General features: G+C 42.1%; 19 protein-coding genes. 15 read left to right on the top strand and 4 right to left on the bottom strand.

Features of this window, described 5'->3' with window-relative positions; genetic code table 11:
- Window positions 1–27: 27 nt before the first annotated feature.
- Window positions 28–165: a sporulation histidine kinase inhibitor Sda gene (gene sda, locus ACH0BF_RS14825; RefSeq protein WP_120033216.1), complete on the bottom strand. Its 138-nt coding sequence runs from the start codon at window positions 163–165 to the stop codon at window positions 28–30.
- 361 nt (window positions 166–526) lie between these two features.
- Here sda and ACH0BF_RS14820 point away from each other — a divergent pair, with 361 nt between their 5' ends.
- From ACH0BF_RS14820 to ACH0BF_RS14785, 8 genes are read left to right on the top strand one after another with little or no spacing between them, the layout of a single operon-like run.
- On the top strand, window positions 527–1,048 hold the full coding sequence (locus tag ACH0BF_RS14820; protein ID WP_120033213.1) for a YqeG family HAD IIIA-type phosphatase: 522 nt from the start codon (window positions 527–529) through the stop codon (window positions 1,046–1,048).
- Window positions 1,045–2,151 (top strand): ribosome biogenesis GTPase YqeH, encoded by a 1,107-nt coding sequence (gene yqeH, locus ACH0BF_RS14815; RefSeq protein ID WP_120033210.1) that lies wholly within the window; start codon window positions 1,045–1,047, stop codon window positions 2,149–2,151. Before ACH0BF_RS14820 ends, yqeH begins: the two co-directional genes overlap by 4 nt.
- Before the next feature lie 12 nt (window positions 2,152–2,163).
- On the top strand, window positions 2,164–3,012 hold the full coding sequence (aroE, locus tag ACH0BF_RS14810; protein WP_340853208.1) for a shikimate dehydrogenase: 849 nt from the start codon (window positions 2,164–2,166) through the stop codon (window positions 3,010–3,012).
- Window positions 2,999–3,292 (top strand): ribosome assembly RNA-binding protein YhbY, encoded by a 294-nt coding sequence (gene yhbY, locus ACH0BF_RS14805; RefSeq protein ID WP_120033207.1) that lies wholly within the window; start codon window positions 2,999–3,001, stop codon window positions 3,290–3,292. Before aroE ends, yhbY begins: the two co-directional genes overlap by 14 nt.
- Window positions 3,289–3,861 carry a nicotinate-nucleotide adenylyltransferase gene (locus ACH0BF_RS14800; RefSeq protein ID WP_120033204.1) on the top strand — a complete coding sequence of 191 codons (573 nt, stop codon included), beginning with the start codon at window positions 3,289–3,291 and terminating at the stop codon, window positions 3,859–3,861. Before yhbY ends, ACH0BF_RS14800 begins: the two co-directional genes overlap by 4 nt.
- Complete coding sequence (gene yqeK, locus ACH0BF_RS14795) at window positions 3,851–4,423, top strand: bis(5'-nucleosyl)-tetraphosphatase (symmetrical) YqeK (protein WP_406909568.1); 573 nt, start codon at window positions 3,851–3,853, stop codon at window positions 4,421–4,423. The genes ACH0BF_RS14800 and yqeK overlap by 11 nt, the downstream gene beginning before the upstream one ends.
- Window positions 4,423–4,779: a ribosome silencing factor gene (rsfS, locus tag ACH0BF_RS14790; protein WP_340853216.1), complete on the top strand. Its 357-nt coding sequence runs from the start codon at window positions 4,423–4,425 to the stop codon at window positions 4,777–4,779. The genes yqeK and rsfS overlap by 1 nt, the downstream gene beginning before the upstream one ends.
- Window positions 4,776–5,525: a class I SAM-dependent DNA methyltransferase gene (locus ACH0BF_RS14785; protein ID WP_120033197.1), complete on the top strand. Its 750-nt coding sequence runs from the start codon at window positions 4,776–4,778 to the stop codon at window positions 5,523–5,525. Before rsfS ends, ACH0BF_RS14785 begins: the two co-directional genes overlap by 4 nt.
- A gap of 136 nt (window positions 5,526–5,661) precedes the next feature.
- Here the strand turns inward: ACH0BF_RS14785 and comER are convergent, their stop codons facing one another.
- Window positions 5,662–6,486 (bottom strand): late competence protein ComER, encoded by an 825-nt coding sequence (gene comER / locus ACH0BF_RS14780; RefSeq protein ID WP_340853220.1) that lies wholly within the window; start codon window positions 6,484–6,486, stop codon window positions 5,662–5,664.
- 76 nt (window positions 6,487–6,562) lie between these two features.
- Between comER and ACH0BF_RS14775 the strand changes: the two genes are divergently transcribed.
- The 3 genes from ACH0BF_RS14775 to ACH0BF_RS14765 all read left to right on the top strand — a co-directional run bounded on the left by ACH0BF_RS14775 (window position 6,563) and on the right by ACH0BF_RS14765 (window position 10,015).
- Entirely contained in the window at window positions 6,563–7,213 is a 651-nt protein-coding gene (locus tag ACH0BF_RS14775) for a helix-hairpin-helix domain-containing protein (RefSeq protein ID WP_182916985.1), read from the top strand.
- 74 nt (window positions 7,214–7,287) lie between these two features.
- The gene (locus tag ACH0BF_RS14770; RefSeq protein WP_120033191.1) at window positions 7,288–7,698 is read left to right on the top strand and encodes a deoxycytidylate deaminase; all 411 of its coding nucleotides are present in this window, start codon (window positions 7,288–7,290) and stop codon (window positions 7,696–7,698) included.
- A gap of 19 nt (window positions 7,699–7,717) precedes the next feature.
- Window positions 7,718–10,015 (top strand): DNA internalization-related competence protein ComEC/Rec2, encoded by a 2,298-nt coding sequence (locus ACH0BF_RS14765; RefSeq protein WP_406909567.1) that lies wholly within the window; start codon window positions 7,718–7,720, stop codon window positions 10,013–10,015.
- A gap of 69 nt (window positions 10,016–10,084) precedes the next feature.
- Here the strand turns inward: ACH0BF_RS14765 and ACH0BF_RS14760 are convergent, their stop codons facing one another.
- Window positions 10,085–10,216, bottom strand: a complete 132-nt coding sequence (locus ACH0BF_RS14760; protein WP_049663293.1) for a YqzM family protein — start codon at window positions 10,214–10,216, stop codon at window positions 10,085–10,087.
- 283 nt (window positions 10,217–10,499) lie between these two features.
- Between ACH0BF_RS14760 and holA the strand changes: the two genes are divergently transcribed.
- A complete protein-coding gene (gene holA / locus ACH0BF_RS14755; RefSeq protein WP_340856369.1) occupies window positions 10,500–11,528 on the top strand; it encodes a DNA polymerase III subunit delta in 1,029 nt (342 codons plus the stop codon).
- A gap of 118 nt (window positions 11,529–11,646) precedes the next feature.
- Here holA and rpsT read toward each other — a convergent pair whose 3' ends face one another.
- Complete coding sequence (gene rpsT, locus ACH0BF_RS14750) at window positions 11,647–11,901, bottom strand: 30S ribosomal protein S20 (protein ID WP_120033185.1); 255 nt, start codon at window positions 11,899–11,901, stop codon at window positions 11,647–11,649.
- Window positions 11,902–12,094: 193 nt separating this feature from the next.
- Between rpsT and gpr the strand changes: the two genes are divergently transcribed.
- From gpr to ACH0BF_RS14735, 3 genes are all read left to right on the top strand, one after another.
- Entirely contained in the window at window positions 12,095–13,198 is a 1,104-nt protein-coding gene (gene gpr, locus ACH0BF_RS14745; RefSeq protein ID WP_406909566.1) for a GPR endopeptidase, read from the top strand.
- Window positions 13,199–13,559: 361 nt separating this feature from the next.
- Window positions 13,560–14,729: a stage II sporulation protein P gene (spoIIP, locus tag ACH0BF_RS14740; RefSeq protein WP_120033177.1), complete on the top strand. Its 1,170-nt coding sequence runs from the start codon at window positions 13,560–13,562 to the stop codon at window positions 14,727–14,729.
- Window positions 14,730–14,753: 24 nt separating this feature from the next.
- Window positions 14,754–15,050, top strand: a complete 297-nt coding sequence (locus tag ACH0BF_RS14735; RefSeq protein ID WP_340853233.1) for a DUF3679 domain-containing protein — start codon at window positions 14,754–14,756, stop codon at window positions 15,048–15,050.
- The last annotated feature ends 86 nt before the right edge of the window (window positions 15,051–15,136 follow it).

Here is a 15,136-nt window from a genome sequence, read left to right as displayed (position 1 = left end):
AAGCACTGCTTAAGCAAGTGCTTTCTATTAGTGTGCTTTTACTTGATAGTAAAGAGCTCTCTTTTTTAATTCATCTTCAATCAACAAGATAAAGTCACGGCTAAGCTCGAGCTTGCGTGCTTTTGCATAAGCTTCCAATAATAAATCATCTGAAATGCGGTTCATTCTTTATTCACCTCCAAAAAAATAAGTGGTCTATAATAGATGAAGTCGCATAAGATGTTAGGTTCAAGTAGTTTACTACCCCACTTTACTAAATATAAACAAAAAGAACAAGTGTTCCTTTATCCACAGGATGAAGTGGATAAAGTGTGGATAGGTTGTGTTTAAGTAGGTGGAAAGGGTAAAAAACTAAAGGGATAATGTGTATAAAGTTATCCACAATAAAGAGATGAAAAAAATGTCGGAAAATATTTCTTATTTATTGTAAAAATTTAAATATTGTTGATGTACGTTTTATTTTGTCACAATAGCTAAAATCCGCTATGATAAAGGCAATGAAAGCCAAAAGAACGGGGTGCAGGGATTGTTAAAGAAATTTTTGCCAAGCAGGTATGTAAAAAGCATTTTCCATATTACACCGGAGTATCTGAAGTCCAAAGGAATGAAAGCCATCATTACCGATTTGGATAATACATTAGTAGCTTGGGATCGACCGGATGCTACACCAGAATTGTTAAACTGGTTCGATGAGATGAAAAAAGCAGGCATTAAAGTACTAATTGTTTCCAATAATAATCAAAAAAGGGTTAGTGCTTTTTCGCAGCCAATTGAGATTCCTTATATTTTTGAGGCTCGCAAACCAATGGGAAAAGCATTTCGAAGAGCTGTTAAAATCTTAGGAGTGAAAAAGGAAGAAACAGTTGTTATTGGCGATCAGCTGCTAACGGACATATTTGGCGGCAACCGCAATGGTTTTTATACGATTTTAGTGGTGCCTGTTGCCCAGACAGATGGCTTCTGGACAAAATTCAACCGCCGGATTGAACGGCGGATCATGAATGCCTTTAAACGAAAAGGTTTAATTCAATGGGAGGAAAGTAAGTGAATAACGAAAACATCATTTGTATAGGATGCGGGATCAGCGTGCAAACAGAGGATCCTGCAGGACTTGGCTACGCACCGGCTTCAGCTCTTGAAAAAGAAGAGATCGTCTGCCAGCGTTGCTTTCGCTTAAAGAATTATAACGAAGTGCAGGATGTCTCATTAACAGATGACGACTTTTTAAAAATTTTAAATACACTGGGACAGACAGACAGCTTAATCGTAAAAATTGTTGATATTTTTGATTTTAATGGAAGCTGGCTTCCGGGGTTGCATCGTTTTGTTGGAAAAAACCCTGTCCTATTAATCGGCAACAAAGTCGATCTGCTTCCTAAATCAGTGAAAAAAAATAAGCTAGTTCATTGGATGAAGCAGCAAGCAAAAGAGCTTGGCTTAAAGCCGGTCGATGTGCTGCTGGTCAGCGCAGCTAAAGGAGCTTCTATGAAAGAAGCCATGCAGGCAATCGACGGTTATAGAGACGGGAAAGACGTATATGTGGTCGGCTGTACAAACGTAGGAAAATCGACGTTTATTAATCGAATCATCAAGGAGGGAACGGGAGAGAAAGATGTCATTACTACCTCCCATTTTCCAGGCACGACGCTGGATATGATCAAGATCCCGCTGGATGACGGCCATTTTCTTGTTGACACGCCGGGGATCATTAATCATCATCAAATGGCTCACTTCGTAGATAAAAGAGATTTAAAATACATTACACCGAAAAAAGAGATAAAGCCAAAGATTTTTCAGCTGAATGAACAGCAAACGTTGTTTTTTGGTGGGCTGGCCCGCTTTGATTATCTTGCGGGCGGTCGTCGTTCCTTTACTTGTTATTTGTCAAATGAATTAACGATTCATCGCACAAAATTAGAAAAAGCAGATGAGTTGTACAACGTGCATGCCGGGGAGTTACTGACCCCGCCACGGAGGGAAGAAATAGAGACATTCCCTCCATTGATACGCCATGAGTTTATGATTAAGGAAGACAAAGTGGACATAGTCTTTTCTGGGCTCGGATGGGTTACTATCAATGAACCAGGGGCCAAAGTGGCTGCTCATGTGCCGAAAGGTGTCAATGTATTTTTGCGGAAATCTTTAATTTAGGGGAGAGAAGCAATGAGAAAATTATTTGGTGTCATCGGTGATCCAATTGCCCATTCGATGTCCCCTGCCATGCACAATGATGCGTTCACTCGCCTCGGCATTGATGGCTACTATCATCCTTTTCATATAACGCCTAATGACTTAGCCACGGCTGTTCAGGGAATGAAGGTAATTGGTATACAAGGATTTAATGTAACGATTCCTCATAAATCAGCGATTATGCCTTTGCTTGATCAAGTCGATCCATTGGCAAAAGCAATTGGAGCGGTGAATACGGTTGTTCGTGAAAATGGAGGATGGACAGGGTACAATACAGATGGAGCAGGATTTGTCCGTGGACTTCGAGAAGCCTATGGAGCGCCTCTTGAAGAAAAACGGGTGTTGCTTATCGGAGCAGGAGGGGCAGCACGTGCGATTTATTACACGCTTGCTTCAGAGAACGTAACCCGGATTGACATGGCTAACCGAACGTCTGAAAAAGCAATGAACCTTGTGGAGAGCTGTCCTTATCCTGTGAAAAGCACAGTAAAAACAATCAATGAAGCAGCAGAACAGCTGGGAGAGTACGATATTATTATCCAAACGACGTCGATCGGAATGTCTCCGCTTATCGGGGAGAGTCCTATTTCAGTTGAAAAGATCAAGCCGGGGGCATTTGTTTCGGATATTATTTATAATCCCTTGGAAACCAAGCTTTTACAAGAAGCGAGAAAGCAAGGAGCTCGCATCCAAAATGGACTAAAAATGTTCGTTTATCAAGGAGCGCTTGCTTTTGAAAAATGGACAGGCCAAACGCCTGATATCAAGAGAATGGAAGAAATTGTACGTCATCAATTGGGAGGCAATTATGTTAACAACTAAGCAAAAATCTTTTTTACGCTCGAAAGCCCATCATTTAGATCCAATTTTCCAGGTGGGGAAAGGCGGAGTAAATGAAAATATGGTTAAACAAATCGCCGATGCGCTTGAAGCGCGTGAACTGATTAAAGTGAGCGTTCTCCAAAATTGCGGGGAAGACAAGCGTGAGGTAGCAGAGGAGCTAGCTAAAGGAGCCCGTGCTGAGCTTGTGCAGGTGATTGGCAGCATCATTGTGTTATATAAAGAATCCAGAGAAAGCAAAAGGATTGAACTGCCGCGATGAAAAAACAGACGGGCATTTTAGGTGGCACATTTAACCCACCGCATCTTGGTCATTTGATCATAGCCAATGAAGTGCTGGAGGCTCTTCATTTAGATGAGATCCGCTTTATGCCTAACTATGTTCCGCCGCACAAGGAGATTGATCATCGTATCAGTGACGAAGATCGTATTTGCATGCTGCAAGCAGCTATTGATGGGCAACCATATTTTTCCACGGAATTAATAGAAATTGAGCGGAAAGGAACCTCTTATACGTTTGATACGATGAAAATGTTAAAGGAGAGGGAGCCTGAAACCGAGTTTTACTTTATCATTGGTGGTGATATGATCGAATACCTGCCCAAATGGTATAAAATTGATGAACTGAGCCGTATGATCACATTTGTTGGAGTGCGCAGGCCGGGATATTCAGTAGAGACGCCATATCCAGTGCGGCTTATTGAAGCACCGGAAATCCACCTTTCTTCTACGATGCTGAGGCAAAGAGCGGCGGGCGGAGGAACATTGCGTTATTTATTGCCCGAACAGGTCATCGATTATATAAAGGAGAATCGTTTATATGAAACGTGAGGAGGCGCTTTCGCTAGTAAGAAAGCAAATAACAGAACATCGCTACGTTCATACGCTTGGTGTAGTAGAAACGGCCATTATGCTGGCTGAAAAATACGGAGCGGATGTTGAAAAAGCCGAACTCGCTGCCATTTTTCACGATTATGCAAAGTTTCGTCCAAAAGAAGAGATGGCGACGATCATTGAACAGCAACAGATGGACCCGCAATTGCTGGCCTTTCATTCGGAGCTGTGGCATGCTCCGGTAGGCGCTTATTTAGTGCAAAAAGAAGCTGGTATAGAAGATGAAGAAGTATTGGATGCTATTCGTTATCACACATCGGGAAGAATGGGAATGACTTTGCTTGAAAAAGTCGTTTATGTTGCGGACTATATTGAGCCGGGGCGTCACTTTCCGGGCGTGGAAGAGGTACGCGAATTAGCAAAGAATAATTTAGACGCTGCTTTAATTCAAGCGTTAAAAAATACCATTCAATTTTTAATGAAAAAAAATCAGCCGGTTTATCCGGATACCTTTCATACGTACAATGATTTAACGATGAAAAAAGAGGGGGCTAATTAATGGGTCAACCAGAACTTTTACAACGAGTTGTTAATGCAGCAGATGACAAGCGAGCGGAGAATATTGTCGTTTTAGATATGCAGGGAATTTCATTAATGGCGGACTATTTTATGATCTGTCATGGGAATTCTGATAAGCAGGTACAAGCTATTGCCCGTGAAGTTAAGGAGCAGGCGGAAGAGCTTGGCTACGGAGTGAAACGGATGGAAGGATTTGACGAAGCGCGATGGGTATTGATTGACCTTGGCGATTTGATTATCCATGTATTCCATCGAGATGAACGGCTTTATTATAATCTTGAGCGGCTTTGGGGAGATGCGCCTGAGCTGGATGTGGAGAGCGAGTTGCTTTCATGACATATGAACGTTTTGCCAGTGTGTACGATTTTTTAATGGAAGACGTTCCCTATGATAAGTGGATGGATTTTTTTCAGCAGCATACATCCGGGCTATCTGGGAAAAGCGTGTTAGACCTTGCTTGCGGTACGGGCGAATTTACCTGGCGTCTAGCAAAAGCAGGATGGGATGTGACGGGCGTCGATTTATCGGACAGCATGCTGCTCGCAGCCCGGCAAAAAGCAGAGAAGAAACAGCTGTCTATCCCTTTATTTCAGCAGGACATGCGTAACTTGGAAGGGCTTGGACAATTTGATGCGGTAACGATTTTTTGCGATTCTCTTAATTACCTAACAGAAGAAGAGGACATAAAGCTTACACTTCGAGCGGTACAAAGACATCTGAAGCCGGGTGGATTGCTGTTGTTCGATGTCCATTCTTTATATAAAATGCGTCGCATTTTTAAGGACGGGACTTTTACAGCTGTTGATGATACCGTCTCTTATATCTGGAATTGTTTCGACGGCGAGCAGCCAGATAGCATTGAACATGAACTTACTTTCTTTGTCCGTGAAGAAGGTTTGGAGTTATATGAGCGGTTTGATGAATGGCATGTCCAGCGTTCGTTTGCAAGTGAACAATATAGAGGATGGCTTCAAGAAACTGGGTTTACCGACATTGAAATAACGGCTGATTTCACTGGGCAGCCTCCAAAAGAAACGAGCGAGAGAATATTTTTCGCTTGTAAAAACAGTCCCGCCTGTTAGTGAAGCAAGAATCCAGTGATATAGCTTTTCATTCTCAAACTGGAGGAACAAATGCATTTTCGTTCCTCCAGTTTTATGTTTTAAAATTATTATTTCATAAAATAAAGAGGATTTACTTACTAGAGAGCGAATAGTATTAAGGGATTCCAAATTGCGCTGCTGTTTCTTGTTTATCTTCGGCAAACTTCTCATGAGTCGCTTGAAAAAGTTTTGTGAACATATCTCCGGTTTCTGCTTCTAACACAGCAATTCCTTTTCCTGTTACGCCTCCTTTTACACATACTTTTTCCTCTAATTGAGCAAGAGTGTATTCCTTTTGTTTAAATAGTTCTCCCAATCCAGCGAGCATCGATTCCGCTAACTTTTCTGCTGTTTGTGGGTCCATTCCCGTAGTCTCTGCCCCCTCAATAAACTTTCTCGTTAAAAAACTAATAAATGCCGGACCACAGCTCACGAGGTCTGAAGCAGCGCGGGTGACAGACTCGTCGATTTCTACGGCCTCTTTGCACAGTTTATTCATCCGCTGCTCCATTTCTTTTTTCCAATCTTCTTCGCATTTCTCTCCATACGTATAAAGTACGGTTCCTGATAACACTTTATTTGTAATACTGGGAATCATCCGCATGCATGAACAGGGAAGGACGGATTCAAGCTGAGCGGTGCTAACCGGGCTTGTAATGGATACGACGCATTGTTCAGAACGAAATAAATGCCGGACCTCTTGAAGAAGCGGGTGTATATCATGCGGCTTGACACAGATAAATAAAAGATCGCATAAATCAACAAGCTCAGAAACGTTCCCGCAAACATGTATATCAGGATGTCTTTTTTGAATGCGTTCAGCTTTTTCCCTCGTCCGGTTCATAATCAATAAATCAGAGGCAGACGCAGCTCTAGATGCAATTAAGGCATCAATTAAAATTTCCCCCATATTGCCTGTTCCGGCTACTCCTATCTTCATTCAGCATTCCTCCTTATGCAAGTTGCTCTTACAATGTATGAAAAAAATTGAAGTTTATGAGAAAGAGGTGAAGACGATGGATGTAAAAGCGTTGATTAGCAAGTATAAAATGTACTTGTGGGCAGGAGGAGCCCTCGTTGCATTTGGCCTTTATCAGCTGACTGAAGAAGCGCCCTCACCGGAAGAGCCGATAATGAAAGAAATGGTACCGGCCGAACAAAAGGAGGTTTCCTCGCCGCCAGTGCCTTCACAAGAACAGCAGGAGCCCTCCATTGTGATGGTTGATATGAAAGGGGCTGTCGTGGCTCCCGGAATTTATTCGTTGAAAAGTGGAGAACGGATTAACGATGCTGTAGCGAAGGCAGGCGGCTTTCAAAAAGAAGCGGACCGGACAGCGATTAATCTGGCCCAAAAACTGCAAGATGAAATGGTTATTTACGTACCAAAAATCGGAGAAGAACCGCCGGAAGAACTAGCAGCTGTCATTCCACCGCAGGAAAGCGCACAAGGACATTCATCAGACAGCAGCGGAAGTGCGGTTAATATAAATGAAGCCTCCGTTGAGGAGCTCCAACAGCTGCCCGGTATTGGAAAGGCGAAAGCACAGGCGATTATTGATTATAGAGAGACGACAGGATCATTCTCAAAGCCAGAAGATTTAAAAAATGTGTCAGGTATCGGAGAAAAGACGTTTGAAAAGATGGCTTCGCTCGTTGTCATACAGTAAGAGGGATTGACGAAAGCTTTTTCTTGCCGCTACACTAAAGAAAAATAATATTGCTAAAGAAAGAGTGAGAATGAATGAGCAGAAAGAGTTGGGATGAATATTTTTTAGACATTGCAGAAGTAGTTTCCACCCGTTCAACATGCAACCGTCTCCATGTGGGCTGTGTGATTGTGAAAGATAAGCATATTATTGCAACAGGGTACAATGGCTCTATTCATGGCCATGACCATTGCGATGAAGAGGGCTGCCTTTTGTCAGATGAAAAGCGCTGTATCCGGTGTCTACATGCGGAGTTAAATGCTGTACTTCACGCAGAAAGAGATAAGCTTAAAGAAGCCGCTGCATATGTTACTCATGAACCTTGTGAAAATTGTGCAAAAACATTGGCGCAAGCCGGAATCAAAAAAATTGTCTACAGAAATGCCTATCCAAACAAGTGGAATCAGCATTTTTTGAAAGATATTGAAGTTGTCCATCTTTCTTAAAAAATTGTAAGGAGATATCATGCGTGGAAAGCTTATTTACATGGCAGTCGGCCTGCTTTCAGGTTTGATATGGGGGCTTCCTGTTCTAGGAAGCATCCGTTTTCTGCTGTCTGCTACTGCTTTCTTTTTTATCTTTAAATTTGATCGAGGAGGAAGAGTAGCTTTTTTTAGTTGTGTTGTTCTTGGCTTTTTAGTGGGTCAATTCTCTGAAGAACGGAATGTAACAGCTTTTACTGGAAAAGAAGAAAGCTGGTCTGTGTTATTCTCTGATGAAACATTGATCGACGGTGACCGGCTGAAAGCAACCGTAACCGCAGGAAATAAGGAGAATTTGCGTCTTCTTTATCGGCTGGCTTCCTCTGCAGAGGCAGAAGAACTTCAGGGAATATTGTTACCAGGTACGATATGTCGTGTTTCTGGAAAACTTGAAGAGCCAGAAGGGAAAAGAAACCGCAATGGATTTGACTACCAATTGTTTCTCAAGCGTAACCATATCTTTTGGCAGCTTAAGGTTGATCGCCTGTCGTTATCGTCGTGTGTAAAAAAAGAAAAATCTGTTAAAGAGCGCATCATCCATTGGCGACTAAAAGGGATCAATCATTTAAAGACAGCTTTTCCTGAAAGCTTGCAGCCGGTTGCTACTGCCTTATTATTTGGTGACCGCTCATCAACAGAGGAGGATGTAATGGAGGCTTATCAGCGCCTCGGTGTTATTCATTTGCTTGCTATCTCAGGCCTTCACGTTGGTTTGATTACTTCCCTTGTTTATTATGCGATGATACGAATCGGTATTGTGAAGGAAACGGCACAGCTTATCTTGCTTATCTCGCTTCCGATCTATGCACTCTTAGCTGGCGGATCTCCTCCCGTAATCAGAGCTGTGTTGATGACCCTTCTCATATTATTAGCCGTGCGGTTCCATCATAAATTCACGGCCCTTGATGCCCTCAGTACAAGCTTTATTCTCGTTATTTTGTACGATCCTTACTTTATTTACCAAGCAGGCTTCCAACTTTCTTACCTCATTAGTTTTGCTCTGCTCCTCTCTTCGAAAGTGATTTTATCTTCTTCCGTCTCTCCCTTAAGAAATATGTTCATTGTCACGTCTGTTTCTCAAATAGCCGGTTTGCCAGTGTTAATGTATCACTTTTTTGAGGTTTCCCTCTATTCTTTTGCTGCTAACTTATTTTTTGCCCCTTTCTATTCCTTTTTCGTTTTGCCGTTCCTTTTCATTGCTTTTTTGTTAAGTATCATATTAGGTCCTGTTGATCTCTTATTAGAGCCGCTCCGCTTTTTGCTTGAGCAAGTAGATCGAGCAGCAGTGAAGATTAGCCAGTGGCCAGGAGCTGTTATGACGACTGGCCGGCCAGACGACTTTTTACTTATTTTCATGTGTCTTTTCGTTGCTGCAGGCTTTCTCCAATGGGAAAAAACTTTAAATGGGAAGCGGATTAGCGCCTTTCTGGTAGTCATCATTGGTGTGCCCGTTATGCTTCCTACGTACTCTGCAACGGGAGAGGTGTCCTTTGTCGATGTCGGGCAGGGAGATGCCATTTTAATTACCCTTCCGTTTAACAAAGGAAATTATCTAATCGATACAGGTGGATTGCTGCCATTTCAAAAAGAAGAATGGCAAAGGCAAAAGAGAAATTTTTCGATTGGAAGTGATGTTCTTCTTCCTTACCTAAAAGGGAAGGGAATTACCCGCATTGATAAATTAATTCTTACGCATAGCGACTATGACCATATAGGAGCTGCGGAGGAGCTGCTCGGTCATATTGCTATTAAGGAGATAGTCATTAGTCCAGGATCAGAATCCAAACCTGTCATGAAACAAACGATTGAACGGGCTGCCATGCATAGGGTTTCTGTTCGCTATGGAAAGTATATGGAAAGCTGGCAGGAGGGAGAGGCTTACTTTCAAATTGTGTCCCCTGCAGATAATCATTATGAAGGAAACGACGATTCAATCGTGATTTATGCAGTAATAGGTGAAAAGAAGTGGCTCTTTACCGGAGATATGGAGGCAGAAGGAGAAACACAGCTTCTCAAAAAATTTTCTATGGATGTAGATGTATTAAAAGTCGGACATCATGGAAGTCGGTCTTCAACAACAGCCCCTTTTATAACCAACATGAATCCTGAAACAGCTGTTATTTCTCTTGGGAAAAACAATCGGTATGGGCATCCTCATAAGGAAGTTATTGAGAGGCTTCAGGACCAGGGAGTTGCAGTTTGGCGAACAGATATTCACGGGGAGATTGTATATGCGTATAAGAATGGAGAAACAGGCACATTTTCAGCCGTCTATCCGTAAAATATATAAAGAAAAATGACTAGCTCGGTAAATAGAAAAAGCCCGTCAATTGTCGGGCTCTTGCGGCAGTTATCCAATGAATTTGATAACCTGTGCGATAATGAAGATGATGGCGAAAAACGCGAAAGAAACACCAAAAGCAACGCCAGAGTCTATTGCGTCATTACGTTTTGATTGGACATTTTTTTCAAATTCGTTCACAACTACCCCTCCTATTTCATCTATAGTATAGACGAACCTTTATAAAAAATCCAGACTGTCCTTGCTAATTCCTGCATTGACAAGAGTTAACTGCAATAAGATTCACAAATCCGGTGAAAATACAACTAACATGATCACCGTCTGCAAAGCTGTTTCCTGGGGCAGCGTTGCTGGCGTTTATATAGATCACGGGGGAGCTTCTTTGGAAGTTTCCCCTTGTCAAATGGGAATAGCTTTTTTAACATGAGAGTATCATACATGAAAACGGAGAGAAAAGCCATTGATGCCCATTTGGAAAAAAATCGATCAAAAACAATTGTCAGCAATTTACTTGCTGTATGGAACTGAAGAGTTTTTAATTAATGAAACCAAGCACAGGTTGATTCAGTCGGTGCTGACAGAAGAAGAGATGGATTTTAATTTTTCGGTCTATGATTTAGAAGAAATCCCTGTGGAAACAGCTCTTGAAGAAGCAGAAACTTTTCCCTTTATGGGAGAGAAAAAAATAGTCATTTTAAACAATCCAACATTTTTGACGGCTGAACGATCTAAAGATAAGGTTGAGCATAATACGAAAAAGCTTGAGGAATACATAGCCGATCCGGCACCGTATACGATATTGGTCTTTTCAGCTCCTTATGAAAAATTAGACGAGCGCAAAAAAGTCACAAAGCTGCTTAAAAAAAATACAGAAGTGATGGAAGCAAATAAATTGAATGAAAAGGAGCTAAAAGCTTGGCTTCGCGCTCGTGCAAATGCCAGTCAGGCGCACATAGACGAAGAGGCGTTAGACCATCTCCTCGCTATTGCGGGTACAGACTTGATGATGCTTGCTTCAGAGCTTGATAAATTATCTCTTTACACTTCCGGAGAGCAGCCAATCACAGTAGAAGTGGTGGATCGTCTAACAGCTCGCTCTTTAGAGCAGGATATTTTTGCTTTGGTTGATAAAGTAGTAACGAGGAAAGTGGAGAAAGCTTTTCGTATTTACTATGACCTACTGAAGCTGAATGAGGAGCCAATTAAGATCCTGGCAGTGATCGCTAATCAATTCCGGTTGATTTATCAGACGAAGGATTTAGCGAGAAAGGGATATGGTCAGCAGCAAATAGCTAGCTTTCTAAAAGTCCATCCCTTTAGAGTGAAGCTTGCTGCTGGTCAGGCCAGAAATTTTTCAGATGAGCAACTGGCCTCGATCATGATGATGCTCGCCGACAGTGACCTGCAAATGAAAACGAGTGCGATGGCGAAACCGCTTATTATTGAGATGTTTTTATTTAAGCTTCAAAGCTTGATGAAAACAAGCAGATAAAGGATACTTACTGAAATCAACAGTGTCACCCACGGCCCGGAGATGATACTCAGCTAAATAAAAAAATCCTTCAAGATTCCTCTTGAAGGATTTTTTTATTTAGCGAAACGTTAATTGATTATGCGTTTAGCTTTTTCAATAAACGAGACTTTTTACGGTTTGCTGCATTTTTATGGATTAAACCTTTAGCGGCAGCTTTGTCAAGATTCTTTGCTGCTTCAGCGAAAAGATCTTTTGCGTTTTCCTCGTTGTTGGCAGCTGCTGCTTCAAATTTCTTTACAGCTGTACGCATTGCAGATTTCTGTTGGTTATTGCGCTCTGTGCGCTCTTGGATCGTTTTTGTGCGTTTGATAGCAGATTTAATATTTGGCATTCCGGTCACCTCCTAAAAGCGATCGAGATTCTATCTTTTACTCGACTTCCATTTTTCCTTATAAGAACAAAAGTTATTCTATCAAACAGAAGGTGAGATTGCAATAGTTACATTTGTAATTTGTGTCAAGGAATGAACTTTTACACAGTCGGGCAGACTAAAGTAAAAGTTTATTTATAAGGGGGAAGACATAGTGAAAGAATCATCACTTGATTTAAGTCGGTATGCGGTAAGGACAGATCTGGTTGTAGAAGCAAAAGCCATGGCCGAGGAGCGGCAGGGAAAGACTAGGCAAGTCGTTGGTGTACTAACAGAAGAACGGAAAATTAATGACATAACAGTCACTTCCGTTACGATCGATGAAGAGGGAGAAAAGGCGACAGGGAAAAAGGCAGGACTTTATTTGACAGTAGAATCCCAGGGTATCCGCACCCACGACACGAGTCATCAGCATGAAGTAGAGAAAGTGCTGGCGAATGAATTTGCCGCTTTTCTAAAAAAGAAAGGTATTCAAGAAAACGCAAGCTGCCTTGTTGTGGGCCTGGGCAATGAAGATGTGACACCTGATGCTCTCGGTCCTCTTGTATGTAGAGAGATCATGGTAACGAGACATTTATTTGAGTTGCAGCCGGACCAAGTAGAGGAAGGGTACCGGCCAGTAAGCTCTCTCATTCCTGGAGTGATGGGAATAACGGGGATTGAAACGAGTGATATTGTATTTGGAGTGGTTGAAAAAACCAAGCCGGATTTTTTAGTAGTTATTGATGCGCTTGCCTCACGATCGATTGAGCGGGTTAATGCCACCGTGCAGATCGCAGATACCGGTATTCAACCAGGAGCAGGAGTAGGCAACAAAAGAAAAGAACTTAGCGAAAAAACACTCGGCATTCCAGTTATTGCAATTGGCGTTCCTACTGTTGTAGATGCTGTTTCAATTACGAGTGATACGATTGACTTTATCTTGAAACATTTAGGAAAAGAAATCCAGGAGGGAGACAGACCTTCCGGTGCGCTCGCGCCTGCCGGTTTTTCTTTTGGTAAAAATAAACTGACAGAGCAACACTTGCCTGATGAGGAAAATCGCCGTTCGTTCCTTGGCATGATCGGTATATTGCCTGAAGATGAAAAACGGCAGCTTATTCGGGAAGTGTTGTCCCCGCTCGGCCATAATTTAATGGTTACACCAAAGGAAGTAGATTTATTTATTAAGGATACAGCGAATTTATTAGCGAACTGTTTGAATGCGGCCTTACACTCAGCAGTTGACCAAGGAAATACCGGTTTCTTTACAAAATAGGTATTGTTGCTGGTGTTCAGCGGCATCGAACCGTCTCCGCTTTTTGTTGTTCAGCTGCAGGCGCTAGCACGTACGGTGATTTCGAAATTTCTACAGGAGTCAAAAAGAGACTCCCATAGAAATTCCTCCAATCTCCTATCGTACTAATCGAGCGCCTTCCGCTTTTCGTTGTCCAGCTACGCCTCCTTGCCCCTCGAGGTCATAAGCCGATCTGGCTATGTGGCTGAAGAACGCCACTTCGCCATTTCGTCTTATGCTTGTCGGGGCAAAGCAGTCGGCTCCGCTTTTCTTTATAAAATTGTTCTGCTTTTTCTGATGAAGTCATACGATAGTACAAGACTTTTGCAGAAAGGGTGGAGCAATGAAGGAGAACCAGCCGTATGACCTCTTTTCAATTAATTTGTCGACGATCTTAAAGGGAATGATGATTTTTACGATCTCTCTCCTCACACTTTTTTCAGTTGCCGGTTTATTAACGTCCTTTACTTACAACTATCGAATCTCTTCTCATTCAGTTAATGAAGCAGCTGAACACATATCTGGTGGTGCGCTTTACTACTTGTATACGATGGAAAACAAATTGTTTGCGACGCACGCGCCTGAAGATGCTCGGCCTCCATCGCTGAGCGAGCTCGCCTTTCGTTACGCGACGAATGTCCGTTTCCAGGACCCGCGCAGCTTTCTGGGAAGAGAAGTACCGGGGTTTTCTATTTATGATGGAGAAATATTGGTAGCTGGGGAAGGTACAGACTATACAAATATGCCAATTGAGTCGGAGCCGCCGGATGAGGCATTAGATAAGGGAAATGATGCAGTAATAACCCCGGCTAAAGAGATTCCAAAAGAAAAGGATAGCCCGCCGCCTTCCCTGACAACGAACGGAAAAAAGAAGGTATACGTATATTTCACTCATACGAGAGAGTCCTACTTGCCGTATTTACAGGGGGTTTCTTCTGCTGATTCAGCTCACCATTCAGCCTTAAACGTCACAAAAGTTGGCGAAATGCTGCAGGAGGCACTGGAGTCTAAAGGAATTGGGACAACAGTGGACAAAACAGACATTGTCGCTAAGCTGAATCAGACGGGAAAAAAATACAGCCAAGCTTACCAGGAATCGCGTACTGTTATGGCTTCTGCACAATCTAATAATCGTGATTTACAGTATTTTATCGATATTCATCGTGATTCTCAACGCAAGAAGGTAACGACTGCTACTGTGAATGGCAAGAGCTATGCAAAGCTCGTATTTGTTGTCGGTGCCGAGCATGCCAACTATGAAAAAAATGTAAAACTGGCAACGGAATGGCATAACTTACTAGAGAAAAAATATAAGGGATTATCTAGAGGAGTTATTTTAAAGCAAGGAAAAAATACGAATGGAAAATTTAATCAGGATTTATCTGAAAAAGCAATGCTAATTGAGTTTGGAGGAGTAGACAATACATTCGAAGAGCTCAATCGAACAGCAGAGGCCTTTGCAGATATATTTGCAGATTATTACTGGCAGGCGGAGGCAGTACAATCCCAGTAAACGCCAGTAAGAAAGGATATTCTGATGAAAACTTTTCTAATGAAAACTTGCCTTGTGCTCGCTATTTTCTTTATGGGTGTATTAATCGGCTCTTTCCATAATAATAAAAATTGGCAGGAGCCGTCTTCTTATAAGCAAATGGTTGCTAATCAAAAAGAAGAGCCCGCTTTTTCCTTTTTTGAAAAAGATGAAGCCGAGGTTGATTTGTATATAAAAAAAGAAAGACTAAAAGAGGAAGAACAGGTGAATGTATTTTCAAAAGTTGGACAATCATTAGCTGAAGCGGTGACTTTTGCTGCCGCTTCGTTATTTAGTAGTTAGAGCCCGCTGGCCGTTTTTCACGGCAGCGGTTTTTTCTGATTAAGAAAGTAAACCGTGTTTCTGTGCACTTTCGTCTCCCCTTCACT

Source organism: Pseudobacillus sp. 179-B 2D1 NHS, from assembly GCF_045370945.1.
Taxonomy (GTDB): domain Bacteria; phylum Bacillota; class Bacilli; order Bacillales; family Domibacillaceae; genus Pseudobacillus.
This window is presented reverse-complemented; position numbering and strand designations above follow the sequence as displayed.